This is a genomic window from Allorhizobium ampelinum S4 (assembly GCF_000016285.1).
In the GTDB taxonomy this organism is placed as follows: domain Bacteria; phylum Pseudomonadota; class Alphaproteobacteria; order Rhizobiales; family Rhizobiaceae; genus Allorhizobium; species Allorhizobium ampelinum.
The window spans coordinates 1225797-1240173 of sequence record NC_011989.1 but is presented as its reverse complement, the minus strand read 5'-3'; the positions used below and the strand labels follow the sequence as shown (position 1 = coordinate 1240173).

Sequence of the window (14377 nt, the reverse complement as noted above, 5' to 3'; positions counted from 1 at the left end):
CACCGGATGTGCTTTCAAGTTTTCGAACATTGACATGGTCACATTCACCAAACTCACCGATCCTTCAATGGAATGAATTTGCCGTTTGCGCCCTGAAGGCGTATCGGCAGGAAAAACAGCAATGGGATCGGAAACATCATGACCGAGGTTGCAGCGCCAGTGACTGAGAACCGCGACAGCCTGCGCGGCTTTCTTTTTGCGCTTTCGGCCTATCTGCTCTGGGGATTTCTGCCCCTTTACATGAAGGCCGTCGCGCATATTCCGCCCATGGAAGTGATCGCCCATCGGGTGCTGTGGTCCATTCCGGTGGCCGGTCTCGTTCTTCTGGTGCTGCGGCGCACCGATGACCTGAAGCGAGCACTGCACAATCCGAAAATGATTGGCATGGCGGCAATCACGGCCTGCCTGATCAGCGTCAATTGGGGCATTTATGTCTGGGCCATCGGTGCCGGCCACGCGCTGGATACCGCGCTTGGCTATTTCATCAATCCGCTGTTTTCCATTCTACTTGGTGCCGTGCTGCTCAAGGAAAAACTGAAGCCGGCGCAAATGGCCGCGCTGGCGCTGGTGGTGGTCGCCGTCGTCATCCTGACGGTCGATGCCGGACGCCTGCCGCTGATCGCCCTCAGCCTTACTTTTTCCTGGGGCTTCTATGCGTTTTTCCGCAAGACGCTGCCGATTGGCCCCAATCAGGGATTTCTGCTGGAAGTGCTGTTACTTGCACCGTTTGCCCTGGCCTACCTGATCTATCTCGGCGTGACCGGACAGTCGCATTTCCTGGGGGCGGCGGATGCCAGCATGTTCAACAATACCACGCTGCTGGCCTCAAGCGGGTTGGTCACAGCCGTGCCGCTGATCCTTTACGCCAATGGCGCCAAACTTCTGCGTCTCTCCACCATCGGCATCATGCAATATATCGCCCCGACGATGATTTTCCTGATCGCCGTCTTCCTGTTTCGCGAGGAATTCAGCACCGCCAAGGCCATTGCCTTCCCGCTGATTTGGGTGGCACTGGTCATCTATACCTTACCGATGCTGAAACGGCGCCGATCAGAGCTTTGACAACACCTCGGCATCCCCGGAGATGCGACCGAGTTCTTCCCAGCGATCGACGATTTTCGGCACGATGGCCTCGATCTCGTCAATCACCAGCGGCTGCACCTTATGGCCGGTATGGACGAAGCCCTCCTGGCGCATATGGGTGATCAGCTCCAGCATCGGGTCCCAGAAACCGTTGACATTGGCAAAGACCATCGGCTTTTCATGGCGGCCAAGCTGGCCCCAGGTCATGATCTCGACGATTTCCTCTAGCGTACCGATACCGCCCGGCAAGGTGACGAAGGCATCGGCGCGCTCGAACATCTTGTGCTTGCGCTGATGCATGTCCTGCGTGATGAGCAATTCGTTCAGCTGGCCGAGAGAATGACGTGTAGCTTCCATATCGACCAGGAATTCCGGTATGATGCCCGTCACCTGGCCACCCGCGTCCAACACGCCGCTGGCAACGGCACCCATGATGCCCTTGGTGCCGCCGCCATAGACGAGGCGCAGGCCATGAGCGGCAATCGAGTGGCCAAGTGTGCGGCCCGCAGCCATGTAATCGGGATCACGCCCGGGCCGTGAGCCACAATAAACGCAGATGGATCGAATCGAAGAATGGTTTTCTGTCATACGTTTAGAATGGCCATCGCGGCCCGCTGACGTCAATAAAATTAACGAAAACTCCAGGAAGCCTATGAACAAACCGGGTTCATCGCTTGTGCGGCGATTAAGGAAACGTTACTGCATAAACTCTTAAATCCTTATGGATGTAAGAGATCGGACCAAAATGCGGGACGCGATTTTTGGAAAATCCGATGGAAATGCCAAGTCCGTAGTACCGCAGCGGTCTGCGGTTTTGAGCTGGGTCATGCAGTGGGGACAAAACTTTTGGGCGTCCTTCATGGGGTATTCATACGCCATGGCGCTCTATCAGTTTCAAGGGATATGGCGGAATAATCCGCCCGGAGACGTTGGACTATGAAAAACCGTGCCGGTTGGCTGGCTCTCGGCGTGCTTGCCATTGCGACAGTATTGATGGTGTTTTTCGTGCTTCCGCAAATTGGCGGCACAAAGAAGACGGCAGAAACACCTGCTGCCCCGGCTGAACAGGCGGCAGCGCCCGAAGCGTCCGGGCCTTCCTCACCCACGCCTGCCCCCGATGGCCAGGCCGCCGCCAAGATGCAGCGTCTGACCAAGGCCGCAGAGCAATCGGTGGCCGCTTTGGAAAATCTGTTTGCCGATCAGAAAACCCCGGCACCCGAACTTTACGCCACAGCCCGTATTGCTGCATTGACAGCCCTGAAAGCCCTATCGGATGCCGATCTTCCCGCCGGGATCGAAGCAGGCCTTGTAGACAGCCTCACCAAGGCAAAGGCCTCGGCTGCCCATGCCTTGCAGTTGATCGCCAAACTGCCCGCCTCCCCGCAGGATGCCGCCGCCATGATCGCCAATATCGGTCGGGCCATGCGCGGTGAACCGGAAGTGGCTATCGATCCAGACATGCCGCGTTTTGATGTGCTGCGCGTTGAAAAAGACGGCTCGACTGTGATCGCCGGCAGCGCGGCACCGGGTGCCAAGGTCGAGGTCCATGACGGCTCCAGCAATATTGCCAGCGCCACCGCCTCTCCAAACGGTGATTTCGCCATCGTACTCGACAAGCCTCTGTCGCCCGGCGATCATTCTCTGGATTTGAAAGCCACGACCAAGGAAGGCAAGACCATCGGGTCTGAGGAGCAAGCCACGGTTTCCGTCCCGGCCGATCCATCCGGTGACGTGCTGGCCATGGTGACCAAGCCCGGCGAAGCCAGCCGGCTGATCAGTGGCCCGCAACAGGATCAAGTCTCGCCAAAGGATCAGAGCCAGCCACAGGCTCCTGAACAGATCAATGGCGTCGACAAGCAGGGCCGCGTCGCCGCAGCCACGCCTTCTACACCGATGACATCCCCCGGGTCTGCGTCCAGCCCATCCCTGTCCGCTGCCGATTTGCAGATTACCGCGGTCGAGCTTGAAGGCGACAAGATTTTCGTGGCAGGCAACGCCCAGAAGGGCCGCACCGTGACCGCCTATGCCGATGGCAAGCAGATCGGCTCGGCGGATGTCGACCAGAAGGGGCATTTCGTGGTCGAAGGCCAGATGCCGCTTTCCATCGGCCAGCATATCATCAGCGTCGATCTGAAGGATGCCAATGGCAGGGTCACACTGCGCGCGTCGGTGCCGTTCAACCGGCCGGAAGGCGATCAGGTTGCGGTTGTCGCACCGGAAGCCCAGCCCGGCGGCGCCGGCAGCACCGTCAGCCCGGCCACCGTCGATAGCAACCTGTTTGATCGGCAGCGCGATACACTGGCCAAGTCCTTCACGCTGCTTAGCAACCTGTTTGCCGATGGCAAGACACCGACGCTGGAAAGCCTGGCGGCATCGCGTTCGGCGCTGGAATTTGCCCTGAAAGCAGTTGCGGATTTCCGCCCGACCCCCAGCACGGACCAGACCGCCAGCGCCTTCATGGCGCGCATGGCAGACCAGGCTGACAAGGCACTCGTGGTCCTCAAGCAAGTGCCGACGGCGTCGGTCACGGCGATGGCCAATGCCTTGCCGACCCTCAAGTCGCTTGTCGATGCGGCGCTGGAACCCATGCCGGCCAAAATTGCCGCTGCGCAAGCCGCAGCGACGCAAAACCCGGCACCGACCTTGGCGCCAGCCGATGGTACATCGCCGCCGGTGCTGAGCCAGGCGCCGCTGACCGAAAGCAAGAATGCGGTGATCATCCGCCGGGGCGATACGCTCTGGCAGATTTCCCGGCGAGTCTATGGCCAGGGCGTGCGTTACACGACGATCTATGTCGCCAATGCCGAACAGATCAGCAATCCCGACCTGATCGAGCCGGGCCAGACCTTCACCGTGCCCGATCAATCCATGCCGGATGACGAAGCCGAAAAAATCCATCGTAAATGGATGCTGGAGCACAAGCGATAGGCTGAAATGCCGGCAAGGGCAGACGAATGTTTCCAAGTCCTTGCCTCTTTCGTCAGCATTGCCTATATCAGCACATAACAAAGGCGGCCTCAGGGCCGCCTCTTTTTTGCCGCCTCTTCCGGGCGCCTCCTTCGGGAACGGACCGCGCTTCCACCAGCCCGCGCGCAGGACATAAAGCATGCATCAGAAAGTCAAAACGGTTTCGGCCGAGAGCAGTAATCCGTGGCGCACCATCGTCAATCTCTGGCCCTATATGTGGCCAGCCGAGCGCCTCGATCTGAAAATGCGGGTGGTCTGGGCAAGCCTGTTTCTGGTGATCGCCAAGCTCGTGCTGATGCTGGTGCCCTATTATTTCAAATGGGCCACCGACGCGCTGAATGGCAAGATGGATGCGACCGGCCTGCTGCCTGCCTTCATGCTGTCAGCGGTCATGCTGGTTATTGCCTATAATCTCGCCCGCATCGTGCAGATGGGCATCAACCAGTTTCGCGACGCGCTGTTTGCCAGCGTCGGCCAATATGCCGTGCGGCGGCTGGCCCATATAACCTTTCTGCACATGCATCAATTGTCGCTACGCTTCCATCTGGAGCGCAAGACCGGCGGGCTGTCGCGGATCATCGAGCGCGGCACCAAGGGCATCGAGACCATCGTCCGTTTCACCATTCTCAACTCCATCCCGACGCTGATCGAATTTGCCCTGACAGCGGTGATTTTCTGGTGGGGCTACGGGTTTTCCTATCTGGCGATCACCGCCGTCACCGTCGCCGTCTATGTCTGGTTCACGGTCAAGGCTTCGGACTGGCGCATCGCCATTCGCCGCGCCATGAATGACAGCGACACGGATGCCAATGTCAAAGCCATCGACTCGCTGTTGAATTTCGAGACGGTCAAATATTTCGGCAATGAAGACATGGAGGCCCGCCGCTTCGATGCATCCATGGCCCGTTACGAGAAGGCTGCCACCCAGGTCTGGACCTCTCTCGGCTGGCTGAACTTCGGCCAGGGGCTGATCTTCGGTGTGGGCATGACGGTGATGCTGGTGTTTTCGGCACTGGCCGTACAGCGCGGCGAGCAGACCATCGGCGATTTCGTCTTCGTCAACGCGCTGCTGTTGCAGCTTTCCGTCCCGCTAAATTTTATTGGCATGCTCTACCGTGAAATCCGCCAGGGCCTGACCGATATCGAACAGATGTTCGACCTTCTGGCGGTAGAGCCGGAAGTACGTGACGCGCCCGATGCCAAACCGCTTGCCATCGCCAAGGGCGCCATCACCTTCGAAAACGTGCATTTCGCCTATGACCCGGCAAGGCCGATCCTGAAGGGGATTTCCTTCACCGTGCCGGAGGGCAAGACGGTTGCCGTCGTCGGCCCATCCGGCGCCGGCAAGTCGACGATTTCGCGGCTGCTCTACAGGTTTTACGATGTGCAGCAGGGCGCGATCCGCATCGACGGGCAGGATGTGCGTGACATCACGCAGACCTCGCTGCGCGCTGCCATCGGCATGGTGCCGCAGGATACGGTGCTGTTTAACGATACCATCGCCTATAATATCCGTTATGGCAGGCCTGAGGCCAGCGACGCCGAGATGGAAGCCGCCGCCGACATTGCCCAGATCAGCCGCTCGATCCGTGAACTGCCGCAGGGCTACAAAACCATGGTCGGTGAGCGGGGCCTGAAACTGTCGGGCGGCGAAAAACAGCGTGTCGCCATCGCCCGCACCGTACTCAAATCACCGCCAATCCTCATTCTCGACGAGGCAACCTCGGCGCTCGACACCACGACCGAGCAGGATATCCAGGCGGCCCTCGACATTGTATCGCAAAATCGCACCACTTTGGTTATTGCCCACCGGCTATCGACCGTGATCGGTGCCGACGAAATCATCGTTTTGAAAGCAGGCGAAATCGCCGAGCGTGGCACCCATGCGGAACTTCTCGCCCAAAACGGCCTTTACGCCTCGATGTGGAACCGGCAGCGGGAGGCGACCCAGGCAGAAGAGCATCTGCGCCAGGTGCGCGAAAGCGACGATCTCGGTGTGGTCACGCGCCTGCCGCCTGCTGTGTGATCGGCATGTATAAAAGTGCGGCGGCTTTCCCGTGAGGGGCCTCAATCAGGCCCGGCATTGCCCCTGAACACGTTTCGCGGTAGTCACGTCATCAATAGAGTTTTCAGGAGAAGTCCTACCGATGTCCTTGTTCGATACGATCCGCAATACCCTCGTCCCCGTGCATAAGGAAGGCTATATTTTTGTCGGCGCTTTCTTCGTCGGGTCGCTGGTGCTCGGATGGATCTGGGAGCCGCTGTTCTGGGTCGGCCTGCTGCTGACACTATGGTGCGCCTATTTCTTCCGCGACCCAGAGCGCCTCACCCCGCAGGATGACGATCTGGTGGTCAGCCCTGCCGATGGCCGCGTGTCGATGATCCAGATGGTCATCCCGCCGGAAGAATTGCAGCTGTCGAGCGACCCGATGTTGCGCATCTCGATCTTCATGAATGTCTTCGATGTCCATATCAATCGCGCCCCGGTACGCGGCGCAATCCGCCAGGTTGTCTACCGCGAAGGCAGTTTCCTGAATGCCGAACTGGACAAGGCCAGCACCGACAATGAGCGCAATTCGCTGGTCATCGACGGCCCGCGCGGCGCTATCGGCGTGGTGCAGATCGCAGGCCTCGTAGCCCGCCGCATCCTGTGCTGGTCGGTGCCGGGCCAGGCACTCGGCGTGGGCGAGCGTTTCGGTCTGATCCGCTTCGGTTCGCGACTGGATGTCTACCTCCCAGCCGGCGCCGAGCCCCGCGTCGCGGTTGGCCAGCGTTCGATTGGCGGTGAAACCGTGATCGCGGAATATGGTTCGGCAAAGGGCCCGGTCATCAGCCGCCGCAGCTGAGACGATTTTTGCAAGCCATAACGGAGACAGGCCAGCCATGACCAGCGACACGCCGCAGCATCAGGCACACCCTTCGCAAGAGCATGAGGGACCGAAAACTCAGGCGGATGAGAATCAGCCGGGCCAGCAGGAGGTCAACGAGGCTTCACGCGGGCCTCGGCTGCGGGAAATCCCCCTGCGGTTGATGATTCCGAACCTGATTACCGTTTTGGCCATATGCGCCGGTCTGACCGGCGTCCGCCTGGCCTTCGAAGGACGTTTCGAGCTTGCGGTCGGCATGGTGCTGGTCGCCGCTTTTCTCGATGGCATCGACGGACGCATCGCCCGCCTGATGAAAGCCACATCGAAATTCGGCGCACAGATGGACTCGCTTGCCGATATCGTCAATTTCGGCGTGGCGCCCGGTCTGGTTCTGTATGTCTATATTCTCGACCAGGCCCGGTCCTTCGGCTGGATCGCTGCGCTGATCTTTGCGATATCAGCAGGCCTGCGGCTTGCCCGCTTCAACGTGATGGACGAGCGCGCCATCAAGGCCCCTTGGCAAAACGCCTATTTCGTCGGCGTTCCGGCACCGGCTGGTGCGCTTCTGGTCATGCTGCCGATCTATCTCGGCTTTCTGGGTGTGGAAGCCACGCCCGGATTTGCCTTTGCGTCCTCAGCCTATACGATGCTGATCGCCTTCCTGCTGATCAGCCGCTTGCCGGTCTGGTCCGGCAAATCTGAAAAGAAAGTCCGCCGCGATCTGGTTCTGCCCCTGACGATCGCCGTGGTGCTCTATGTCGCCCTGCTGATGAGCTTCACCTGGGAAGTGCTGTCGGTGACGGTTATTGTCTATCTCCTCTCCCTGCCCTTCGGCGCCCGTGCCTGGAAGCGGAAATACGGCACCTTGACCGTCATGGAAGACCACGACGACCATCACGGCGCCGGAATGGACCGAGGCCTTTGAAACAGGCCTTTAAAACTGGAAATTGTAAAACAGACTCACGAAAAGTAGCAGTCTTTGATTTAAATTAATTTGCATTGTTCACGAAAGTGTCATGATCTCTCAACCTGAGCAGTCAGGAAAACGACTGTTCGGGAGTTTGTCACGGGAAAAACGCAATCCGATTTTCTCGATAAGGACAGACTGAAACAAGGGAAATGCGTGTCCCTCAGGTTGCAAGCAAACCTGACAGGCCGCAATGGAAACACTTTGGAGAACATCATGCCCGCCCCCCTGCAAGCCCCCGCCTTCCTGCAAGCAAAAGAAGCGCCGCAACCGGCCAAGCCGGAATTGAGCGACAATTACCGCCCGATCGGTCTGAAAGCGGTGATTGCCGCCGCTCTGATGTTGAAGCGAGCGCCGATCAAGAAAGTCGCTTGAGGACGTCCTTTTTCCAATACCGTTCAAAACAGCGATAGCTGTTCCGAAGGCGATTGTGTCTCGGCTTTCGGCATCGGGTTTTCGACGCGGACCTGCACATCCGGGCCGGTATTGGCGACCTTGTTGACCTTGTCGGAAACCGGAATGGCTTCGAACATGTCCTCGCCTGCCGGTTTCAACAGATCAGCGACATGGCGTGGCTCCTGGCGCTTGCAATCCAGCCAACGCTCGAAATCCTCCGGGCCGATCACGACAGGCATGCGGTCATGGATCGCTCGAATGGAGCGATTGGCACTGGTGGTCAGGATGGCGCCGGTATCGATTTCAGATCCATCAGCGGCGGCAAAGGTTTCGACCAGACCACCGAACGCGACAATACCGCCCTGGGTGGGGCGGATCCAGTAAGCCTTCGGTTTTTCACCGCTTTCCTTTGCTGGCCGATACCATTCGTAAAAGCCGGAGGCCGGGATCAAAACACGGCGATGGCGCATGGCACCGCGAAACGACGCCTTCGTTTGCGCCGTTTCAGAGCGCGCATTGATCAGCAGTGGAAAATCACTCGGGTCTTTCACCCAGCCGGGCAGAAAACCCCAGCGCACCAGCAGCGCCCGCCTGCTCGGCAAGTTGCTACCCACCATCGGCACCTCCCCATTGCCAACCGTCAGAATCGGCTGGGTCGGAGCAATATTGAACCGGGGCGGAAAGGCTTCAAGTTCGTGCAGACCAAAGGCCTCCACGATCTCGTCCGGTGTCACGGTCAGGGCAAAACGTCCACACATGGTCTTGTCTTCGCAGTCACAGAGCCTATCGTCAAGCGACCTTACAACGACGGCCTGAGGCATCGGGTCAGCAAACAGAACGAGCACCGCATGACCGAGCAACCCGTCCCGGTTTTTTTCGCCCCCGCCTCCTCCGCCATCGTGATCCGGCAGGGCAAGCTGCTGCTGGTCAAGCGGTCGAAACCACCCGCCGCCGATCTCTACGCTTTTCCTGGCGGGCGTGGCGAACCCGGCGAAACACCGGAAGAGACCGCCTTGCGCGAACTGAAAGAGGAGACCGGGCTATCGGCCCATGCACCCAGTCTGTTTGCCAGCTACGACCTCTACCCGGACCCGGGCGGCCCCAGTCACCATCACTTCCGGCTTTCCGTTTTCCTCGTCACCCTGGACGATCCGGCGGCGGCAGCGGTCGCCCAAAGCGACGCCGCTGCGCTGGGCTGGTATAGCCTGGCAGAAATCCTGGATCTGCCCGCGCCACCCAGCGTGCGTGACTGCGTGGAAAAGCTGGTGGCTTGCGGTAAAGCAGCGTAAACGAAGGCGGGAATCGTGATAACGTTGACGTTAATCCCGGCGACCCCGCCACATATGCCACGGATATGCATGACCCGACCAATCCTGCTTTTTCCTGCCCTCTGTACCGTGTCCGTCCTTATGGCGGGACTTGCGGCAGCGGCAAATGTCGCACCTCCAGCAAAGCTGCCCGGCGAGGCTGCAACGCCTGCGCAACAGGCAACGCCCTATGACGGACAGTTGAACCGGCTCTCGGAAATCCTGGGAACCGTGACCTATCTGCGCAATCTCTGCGCGGGCCAGCCGGAGCAGCAATGGCGGGCTGTCGCCGAAAAGCTCATCGCACTCGATGCAGGCACTGAACCGGTCCGCAAGCAGATGCTGACAGCGGCCTATAACCGTGGTTATCGGGCCTTTGCCGCAGTCCATCCCTCTTGCACTTCCGCCGCTCGGGTGGCAGAAAGCCAGTATCGTGCTGAAGGCGCAACACTTGTTCGGGAAATGACGGCGCGCTTTGGAAATTAACCAATAATTCATCCGATTTAGCATTCGCCCGTGTCGTTTTGATAAAACACTGATAGAGTCGTTAACAACTGAGTAAGTACCGCTTCGAGGACATGCAGAATGGAACCACGCCGCAACGAGATTGACGACATGATCGTTCATGAAAAGATGCAGGCTGCCCTCGAATATCAGAACGAGGCATGGGCCGATGGCATGGCTGACGGTATCGAACCGGAAATCATTGCCGATGCGGCCATTGCACTGGCCATGCGCGAAACCATCCGCATTCATGGTGAAGATGGTGCGGAAGCCATGTTGGAGTCTTTGCGTGCCCGCATGCTGGCCGGTGAGTTTTCTCCCAAGCGAAGTGTTCAGTAAGTTTCAGAGGCAATAAGATGCGCAAGGCATGCCAGACCGGAGCAAAGGCGACCGGTCTCAAGAACAATGTAAAAACAATGTTGGTCTGCGGCTGGATGGCAAGCATTGCCGTTATCGCTCTGCCGGGCAGCAGTTTCGCTCTGTCGGAATTGCAGGGCGGCGCCAAGGATGCGGCGCAGCAGGGGCAGCAACCGCAAACCGGCCAGCAGCCGGGCCTGCCAACCGACAGCACCTCCGATCCGAAGAGCGCGCCCAGCGCCGAACCACAGCAGGCAACACCCGCCGACAAGGCGAAGGGTGCGGCTGCCGAAGCGGCCCCGCACACACCTGTTGAGGTGATCTACGATATCAGCAAAGCGCCTGAACCGGTGCGCAAACTGCGCGAAAAGCTGGTGGAAGCCGCAGCCTCCGGCGATCCGGAACGGTTGCGCGCGCTTCTGGCGGGCGGCAACGATCCGACGGCGCTGGCACTTGGCAATGACAATGGCGACCCGATCCAGACGATCAAGAGCGTTTCAGGCGACCCCGACGGGCTTGAAGTCTTGGCCATCATGCTGGACGTGCTGTCGACCGGCTTCGTCCATGTCAATGCCGGCACCCCGGAGGAAGCCTATGTCTGGCCCTATTTCGCCGAAAAGCCGCTGACAACGCTGACCCCACCGGAAAAGGTGGAATTGCTGCGGCTGGTGACAGCGGGCGATTTTGAAAACATGCTGGAAGTTGGCAATTACAATTTCTTCCGCATCGGCATTGCACCCGACGGCAAATGGAAATTCTTCACGGCAGGCGATTGATGGCCGAATGTTTGCCTTAAAGTTGTCAGGGAAAAGCCCAACCCGCTTTTCCCGACAAGGCAAACGGCGTCAAGGTATCTCACCTCGCGGCAATCGATTTTGCTGACGAGAAAAATGTGCAATCCACGGCTTCGCCCAATGCCGCCGTGGTTTCGTAAGATGTGATTGGATCGTCTCATGCCAGCCGTTTTTCTTGAAAACCGGGCTTTTCTAAAGGTCGCTGGAGCAGAGGCCGCGCATTTTCTCAACAATTTGCTGACAGCGGATCTCGGCCTTATCGAACCTGGGCAAGCCGCCCCATCAGCATTGCTGACCCCCCAGGGCAAGATCCTGTTTGACATGCTGGTCTATCCGCTGGCCGATGGTTATCTGCTGGAGGTGGCATCTGACGAGCAGGAGGCCCTGCTGCGCCGCCTGACGCTCTACAAGCTGCGCGCCGCCGTGACCCTAACCCCCGCTGAATTTTCCGGAGTCACGGTGATCTGGGACAACGTGCCGACCGGAGCTTTTCAGGATCGTCGTTTCGCTGCTGCCGGTGAAACGGTCTGGCGCGTGCCGGGTCGCGTCAACTCGGCTGGGGATGATATCAGGCTTTATACAGCGCTGCGAATCAAGGCCGGGGTGGCCGAAGCGGGGCTCGACTATCCGCTTCAGGATGCCTATCCGCACGACGTGCTGCTTGATCTCAATGGCGGCGTTTCGTTTAAGAAGGGCTGCTATGTAGGCCAGGAAGTGGTGTCACGTATGCATCACCGCAAGATGGCCCGCCGCCGGATCGCCATCGTTTCTGCTGACACAGCCCTGCCCGCAACCGGCACCGAGCTTCGTGCCGATGGTAAGCCGCTTGGCACACTCGGCACGGTTTTGGACACCATCGGATTGGCGATCCTGCGCATTGACCGCACTGGCGATGCGATGGCAAACGGCACACCTATTCTGGCCGGTGATCAAGCCGTGCGTCTGCACCTGCCCGCCTGGACCGGCCTGGATTTTCCTGCCGCGTCAGACGAGGACTGACATGCCCGCCGCCCCTCCTCCGATATCGGCGCGGGCTTGGCAGCGGATGCTGTCGGGCCGTCGCCTCGATCTTCTCGATCCATCACCGCTTGATGTCGAGCTTTCCGATATTGCCCATGGCCTGGCCCGCGTCGCCCGCTGGAATGGCCAGACGGTTGGCGACCATGCCTTTTCCGTGGCCCAGCACAGCCTTGTGGTTGAAGAGATTTTTCGCCGCTGCAATAGCAAATACAATGCCAACGACCTGCAAATGGCCTTGCTGCACGATGCCCCGGAATATGTGATCGGCGACATGATCTCGCCCTTCAAGGCGGTGGTGGGCGGCGGCTATAAGCTGGTCGAAAAGCGGCTGGAGGCGGCCATCCATCTGCGGTTTGGGTTGCCCTCGCATCCCACGGCCAGCCTGAAAAGCCTGATCAAGAAAGCCGATAGCATCGCCGCCTATTTCGAGGCCACCGAGCTTGCCGGATTTACCAGCGCGGAAGCCGTGCGGATCTTCGGCCAGCCGCGCCATATAACCGCCGACATGCTGCCGCTCAGCCCTATGCCAGCCATTGAAGCGCAGCGGCAATTCGCGGATCGTTTTGACGCCATCGAGCGGCTGCGTGAGGCGGAAAATCACAAAAAATCCGGTACGGGTGCGCCATGAGCTATTTCGTCGTCAGCCCGCTGGCCCGCCTTGCTGAGATGGCGGTGCGCCACAAGGCGAAAGAGATGATCAGCCTGCTGGCCAAGGGGCAGGATTTTCATCGCCCCGCAGTGATTTCACCGGACCGCCACCTGACGCTTGCGCTGAACGATATTACCTTTGCCGGTAAAGGCGATCTCATCGCCCCGCAAGATGTGCATGTGGAACAGATCATTCATTTTGTGAAGGATTGGGACCGGACTGCGCCGCTGCTGATCCATTGCTGGATGGGGGTATCACGCTCTCCAGCTGCGGCCTTGATTGCCAGTCTCGCGTTGCATCCCGAACAGGACGAGGAAGTCCTGGCGCTAGGCTTGCGGGCCGCGTCGCCTTTTGCGACGCCCAATATCCGGATGGTGGAGATTGCCGATACCTTGCTTTCACGCGGGGGGCGCTTCGTTGCGGCGATGAAAAAACTAGGCCGTGGCCAGGACGCCGATGGCAATGCGCCGTTTGTGCTGCCGGTTCTCGCAGCCGATCCGAGAGATCTATAAATCAGCGTTGCGGGGAATAAAGAAGGGATAGATTGATAAAGCCCGAATGGGTTCAATCGGCATAGGCATCATGTCTCCATGCCGTTTGTTTGCAAGTAGCGGCCCTTCAGGGCAGCATTCAGCCTCATGGCTGATATAATGTTCTCCCAGTCTCAGTACTAGAACGATGAGCTCCAAAGTCCTGCACCGGGATGGCCGGGTGCCGTAGCAGCCCGTCAGGCAGCGGCGGTTTGTCCGGTCGTATCGGTTTCGTCGGCAGTGCCGCCAGCGGAACGATAGGCATTGATAACCGAGCTCATCTGGCTGAACACATCATCCATGGACATGCTGTCTTCACTGCCACTGCTGTCACCGGACATCATACTGCTAAGGCTCTGCATGTCGCCCATACCACCCATACCGCCCATCATCATCGGAGGAGGCATTTTAGTCTCGGACTGCAGCTGGTCTTCGGTCACATAGCCAGCATCATCCGAGTCGATGGCCTCGAACATCTTGGTCGAATCTTCTTCCGACGCACCCTCTGGACGTGCGTTGACAAATTCTTCCTTGGTTACTTTTCCATCGCTATCAGTGTCGATGGACTTGGTTGAATTCTGGTCGGTAGAAGAGCTGTCGCCACGGGCCAGAACCATGGCCATCATATCACTGGAAAGCTGCGAGGATGTGCTGTTGGCGGCACTATCGCTCAAAACGGTTGGATCCTGGGTCCGGGTAGATCCCGCGGATTGTTCTTCCGCAGAAACGACACCATCACTATTGGTGTCCAGGCTTGATGTCGAGCCGACGTTGTAAGACGACACCGACGAAAGAGACGCTGAAGAAACGCTCGTCATTGAAAACCCCTGTCTAGGTTGTTTCTATTTTTATAGCGCCATTTAAACGCGAGACAGGACGGCGCTGCGCGATGACTATCGTGATTTGGGGATCTTAGTCAAAAGGCAATTGTTATAG

General features: G+C 58.8%; 16 protein-coding genes. 13 read left to right on the top strand and 3 right to left on the bottom strand.

What is annotated here, in order from left to right; genetic code table 11:
* Positions 1 to 138 precede the first annotated feature (138 nt).
* Entirely contained in the window at positions 139 to 1062 is a 924-nt protein-coding gene (gene rarD, locus AVI_RS05795; RefSeq protein ID WP_015915478.1) for an EamA family transporter RarD, read from the top strand.
* Here rarD and AVI_RS05790 read toward each other — a convergent pair.
* A complete protein-coding gene (locus tag AVI_RS05790) occupies positions 1051 to 1671 on the bottom strand; it encodes an LOG family protein (RefSeq protein ID WP_015915477.1) in 621 nt (206 codons plus the stop codon). The genes rarD and AVI_RS05790 overlap by 12 nt on opposite strands.
* Positions 1672 to 2019: 348 nt before the next feature.
* On the opposite strand from AVI_RS05790, the gene AVI_RS05780 reads away from it, so the two are divergent.
* From AVI_RS05780 to AVI_RS31015, 5 genes are all read left to right on the top strand, one after another.
* A complete protein-coding gene (locus AVI_RS05780) occupies positions 2020 to 4011 on the top strand; it encodes an Ig-like domain-containing protein (RefSeq protein WP_015915476.1) in 1992 nt (663 codons plus the stop codon).
* Positions 4012 to 4189: 178 nt separating this feature from the next.
* Positions 4190 to 6076 carry an ABCB family ABC transporter ATP-binding protein/permease gene (locus AVI_RS05775; protein WP_015915475.1) on the top strand — a complete coding sequence of 629 codons (1887 nt, stop codon included), beginning with the start codon at positions 4190 to 4192 and terminating at the stop codon, positions 6074 to 6076.
* A gap of 121 nt (positions 6077 to 6197) precedes the next feature.
* Entirely contained in the window at positions 6198 to 6896 is a 699-nt protein-coding gene (locus tag AVI_RS05770) for a phosphatidylserine decarboxylase (protein WP_015915474.1), read from the top strand.
* 37 nt (positions 6897 to 6933) lie between these two features.
* Positions 6934 to 7842: a CDP-alcohol phosphatidyltransferase family protein gene (locus AVI_RS05765; protein WP_015915473.1), complete on the top strand. Its 909-nt coding sequence runs from the start codon at positions 6934 to 6936 to the stop codon at positions 7840 to 7842.
* Positions 7843 to 8100: 258 nt separating this feature from the next.
* Positions 8101 to 8259: a hypothetical protein gene (locus tag AVI_RS31015; RefSeq protein WP_174089654.1), complete on the top strand. Its 159-nt coding sequence runs from the start codon at positions 8101 to 8103 to the stop codon at positions 8257 to 8259.
* A gap of 23 nt (positions 8260 to 8282) precedes the next feature.
* On the opposite strand, the gene AVI_RS05760 is transcribed toward AVI_RS31015, so the two are convergent.
* On the bottom strand, positions 8283 to 9038 hold the full coding sequence (locus AVI_RS05760) for an SOS response-associated peptidase (protein WP_015915471.1): 756 nt from the start codon (positions 9036 to 9038) through the stop codon (positions 8283 to 8285).
* A 90-nt stretch (positions 9039 to 9128) separates the two neighbouring features.
* On the opposite strand from AVI_RS05760, the gene AVI_RS05755 reads away from it, so the two are divergent.
* The 7 genes from AVI_RS05755 (at position 9129) to AVI_RS05725 (ending at position 13423) form a co-directional block, all read left to right on the top strand.
* Positions 9129 to 9569: an NUDIX hydrolase gene (locus tag AVI_RS05755; protein WP_015915470.1), complete on the top strand. Its 441-nt coding sequence runs from the start codon at positions 9129 to 9131 to the stop codon at positions 9567 to 9569.
* Positions 9570 to 9638: 69 nt separating this feature from the next.
* Positions 9639 to 10073: a TIGR02301 family protein gene (locus AVI_RS05750; RefSeq protein ID WP_071204353.1), complete on the top strand. Its 435-nt coding sequence runs from the start codon at positions 9639 to 9641 to the stop codon at positions 10071 to 10073.
* 99 nt (positions 10074 to 10172) lie between these two features.
* Positions 10173 to 10430: a hypothetical protein gene (locus AVI_RS05745; RefSeq protein ID WP_015915468.1), complete on the top strand. Its 258-nt coding sequence runs from the start codon at positions 10173 to 10175 to the stop codon at positions 10428 to 10430.
* A 17-nt stretch (positions 10431 to 10447) separates the two neighbouring features.
* Positions 10448 to 11224, top strand: a complete 777-nt coding sequence (locus AVI_RS05740; RefSeq protein ID WP_015915467.1) for a hypothetical protein — start codon at positions 10448 to 10450, stop codon at positions 11222 to 11224.
* A gap of 177 nt (positions 11225 to 11401) precedes the next feature.
* Positions 11402 to 12241, top strand: coding sequence for a CAF17-like 4Fe-4S cluster assembly/insertion protein YgfZ (ygfZ, locus tag AVI_RS05735; RefSeq protein WP_015915466.1), 840 nt, complete (start codon positions 11402 to 11404; stop codon positions 12239 to 12241).
* Position 12242: 1 nt separating this feature from the next.
* Positions 12243 to 12890: a YfbR-like 5'-deoxynucleotidase gene (locus AVI_RS05730; RefSeq protein WP_015915465.1), complete on the top strand. Its 648-nt coding sequence runs from the start codon at positions 12243 to 12245 to the stop codon at positions 12888 to 12890.
* Positions 12887 to 13423 carry a tyrosine phosphatase family protein gene (locus AVI_RS05725; RefSeq protein ID WP_015915464.1) on the top strand — a complete coding sequence of 179 codons (537 nt, stop codon included), beginning with the start codon at positions 12887 to 12889 and terminating at the stop codon, positions 13421 to 13423. Before AVI_RS05730 ends, AVI_RS05725 begins: the two co-directional genes overlap by 4 nt.
* Positions 13424 to 13638: 215 nt before the next feature.
* Here AVI_RS05725 and AVI_RS05720 read toward each other — a convergent pair whose 3' ends face one another.
* Positions 13639 to 14259, bottom strand: coding sequence for an EF-hand domain-containing protein (locus AVI_RS05720; RefSeq protein WP_015915463.1), 621 nt, complete (start codon positions 14257 to 14259; stop codon positions 13639 to 13641).
* Positions 14260 to 14377: the final 118 nt, after the last annotated feature.

Coding starts and splice junctions, on each gene's coding strand:
- rarD (WP_015915478.1), top strand. CDS start 139: ATGACCGAGGTTGCAGCGCCAGTGACTGAGAACCGCGACAGCCTGCGC.
- AVI_RS05790 (WP_015915477.1), bottom strand. CDS start 1,671: ATGACAGAAAACCATTCTTCGATTCGATCCATCTGCGTTTATTGTGGC.
- AVI_RS05780 (WP_015915476.1), top strand. CDS start 2,020: ATGAAAAACCGTGCCGGTTGGCTGGCTCTCGGCGTGCTTGCCATTGCG.
- AVI_RS05775 (WP_015915475.1), top strand. CDS start 4,190: ATGCATCAGAAAGTCAAAACGGTTTCGGCCGAGAGCAGTAATCCGTGG.
- AVI_RS05770 (WP_015915474.1), top strand. CDS start 6,198: ATGTCCTTGTTCGATACGATCCGCAATACCCTCGTCCCCGTGCATAAG.
- AVI_RS05765 (WP_015915473.1), top strand. CDS start 6,934: ATGACCAGCGACACGCCGCAGCATCAGGCACACCCTTCGCAAGAGCAT.
- AVI_RS31015 (WP_174089654.1), top strand. CDS start 8,101: ATGCCCGCCCCCCTGCAAGCCCCCGCCTTCCTGCAAGCAAAAGAAGCG.
- AVI_RS05760 (WP_015915471.1), bottom strand. CDS start 9,038: ATGTGTGGACGTTTTGCCCTGACCGTGACACCGGACGAGATCGTGGAG.
- AVI_RS05755 (WP_015915470.1), top strand. CDS start 9,129: ATGACCGAGCAACCCGTCCCGGTTTTTTTCGCCCCCGCCTCCTCCGCC.
- AVI_RS05750 (WP_071204353.1), top strand. CDS start 9,639: ATGACCCGACCAATCCTGCTTTTTCCTGCCCTCTGTACCGTGTCCGTC.
- AVI_RS05745 (WP_015915468.1), top strand. CDS start 10,173: ATGGAACCACGCCGCAACGAGATTGACGACATGATCGTTCATGAAAAG.
- AVI_RS05740 (WP_015915467.1), top strand. CDS start 10,448: ATGCGCAAGGCATGCCAGACCGGAGCAAAGGCGACCGGTCTCAAGAAC.
- ygfZ (WP_015915466.1), top strand. CDS start 11,402: ATGCCAGCCGTTTTTCTTGAAAACCGGGCTTTTCTAAAGGTCGCTGGA.
- AVI_RS05730 (WP_015915465.1), top strand. CDS start 12,243: ATGCCCGCCGCCCCTCCTCCGATATCGGCGCGGGCTTGGCAGCGGATG.
- AVI_RS05725 (WP_015915464.1), top strand. CDS start 12,887: ATGAGCTATTTCGTCGTCAGCCCGCTGGCCCGCCTTGCTGAGATGGCG.
- AVI_RS05720 (WP_015915463.1), bottom strand. CDS start 14,259: ATGACGAGCGTTTCTTCAGCGTCTCTTTCGTCGGTGTCGTCTTACAAC.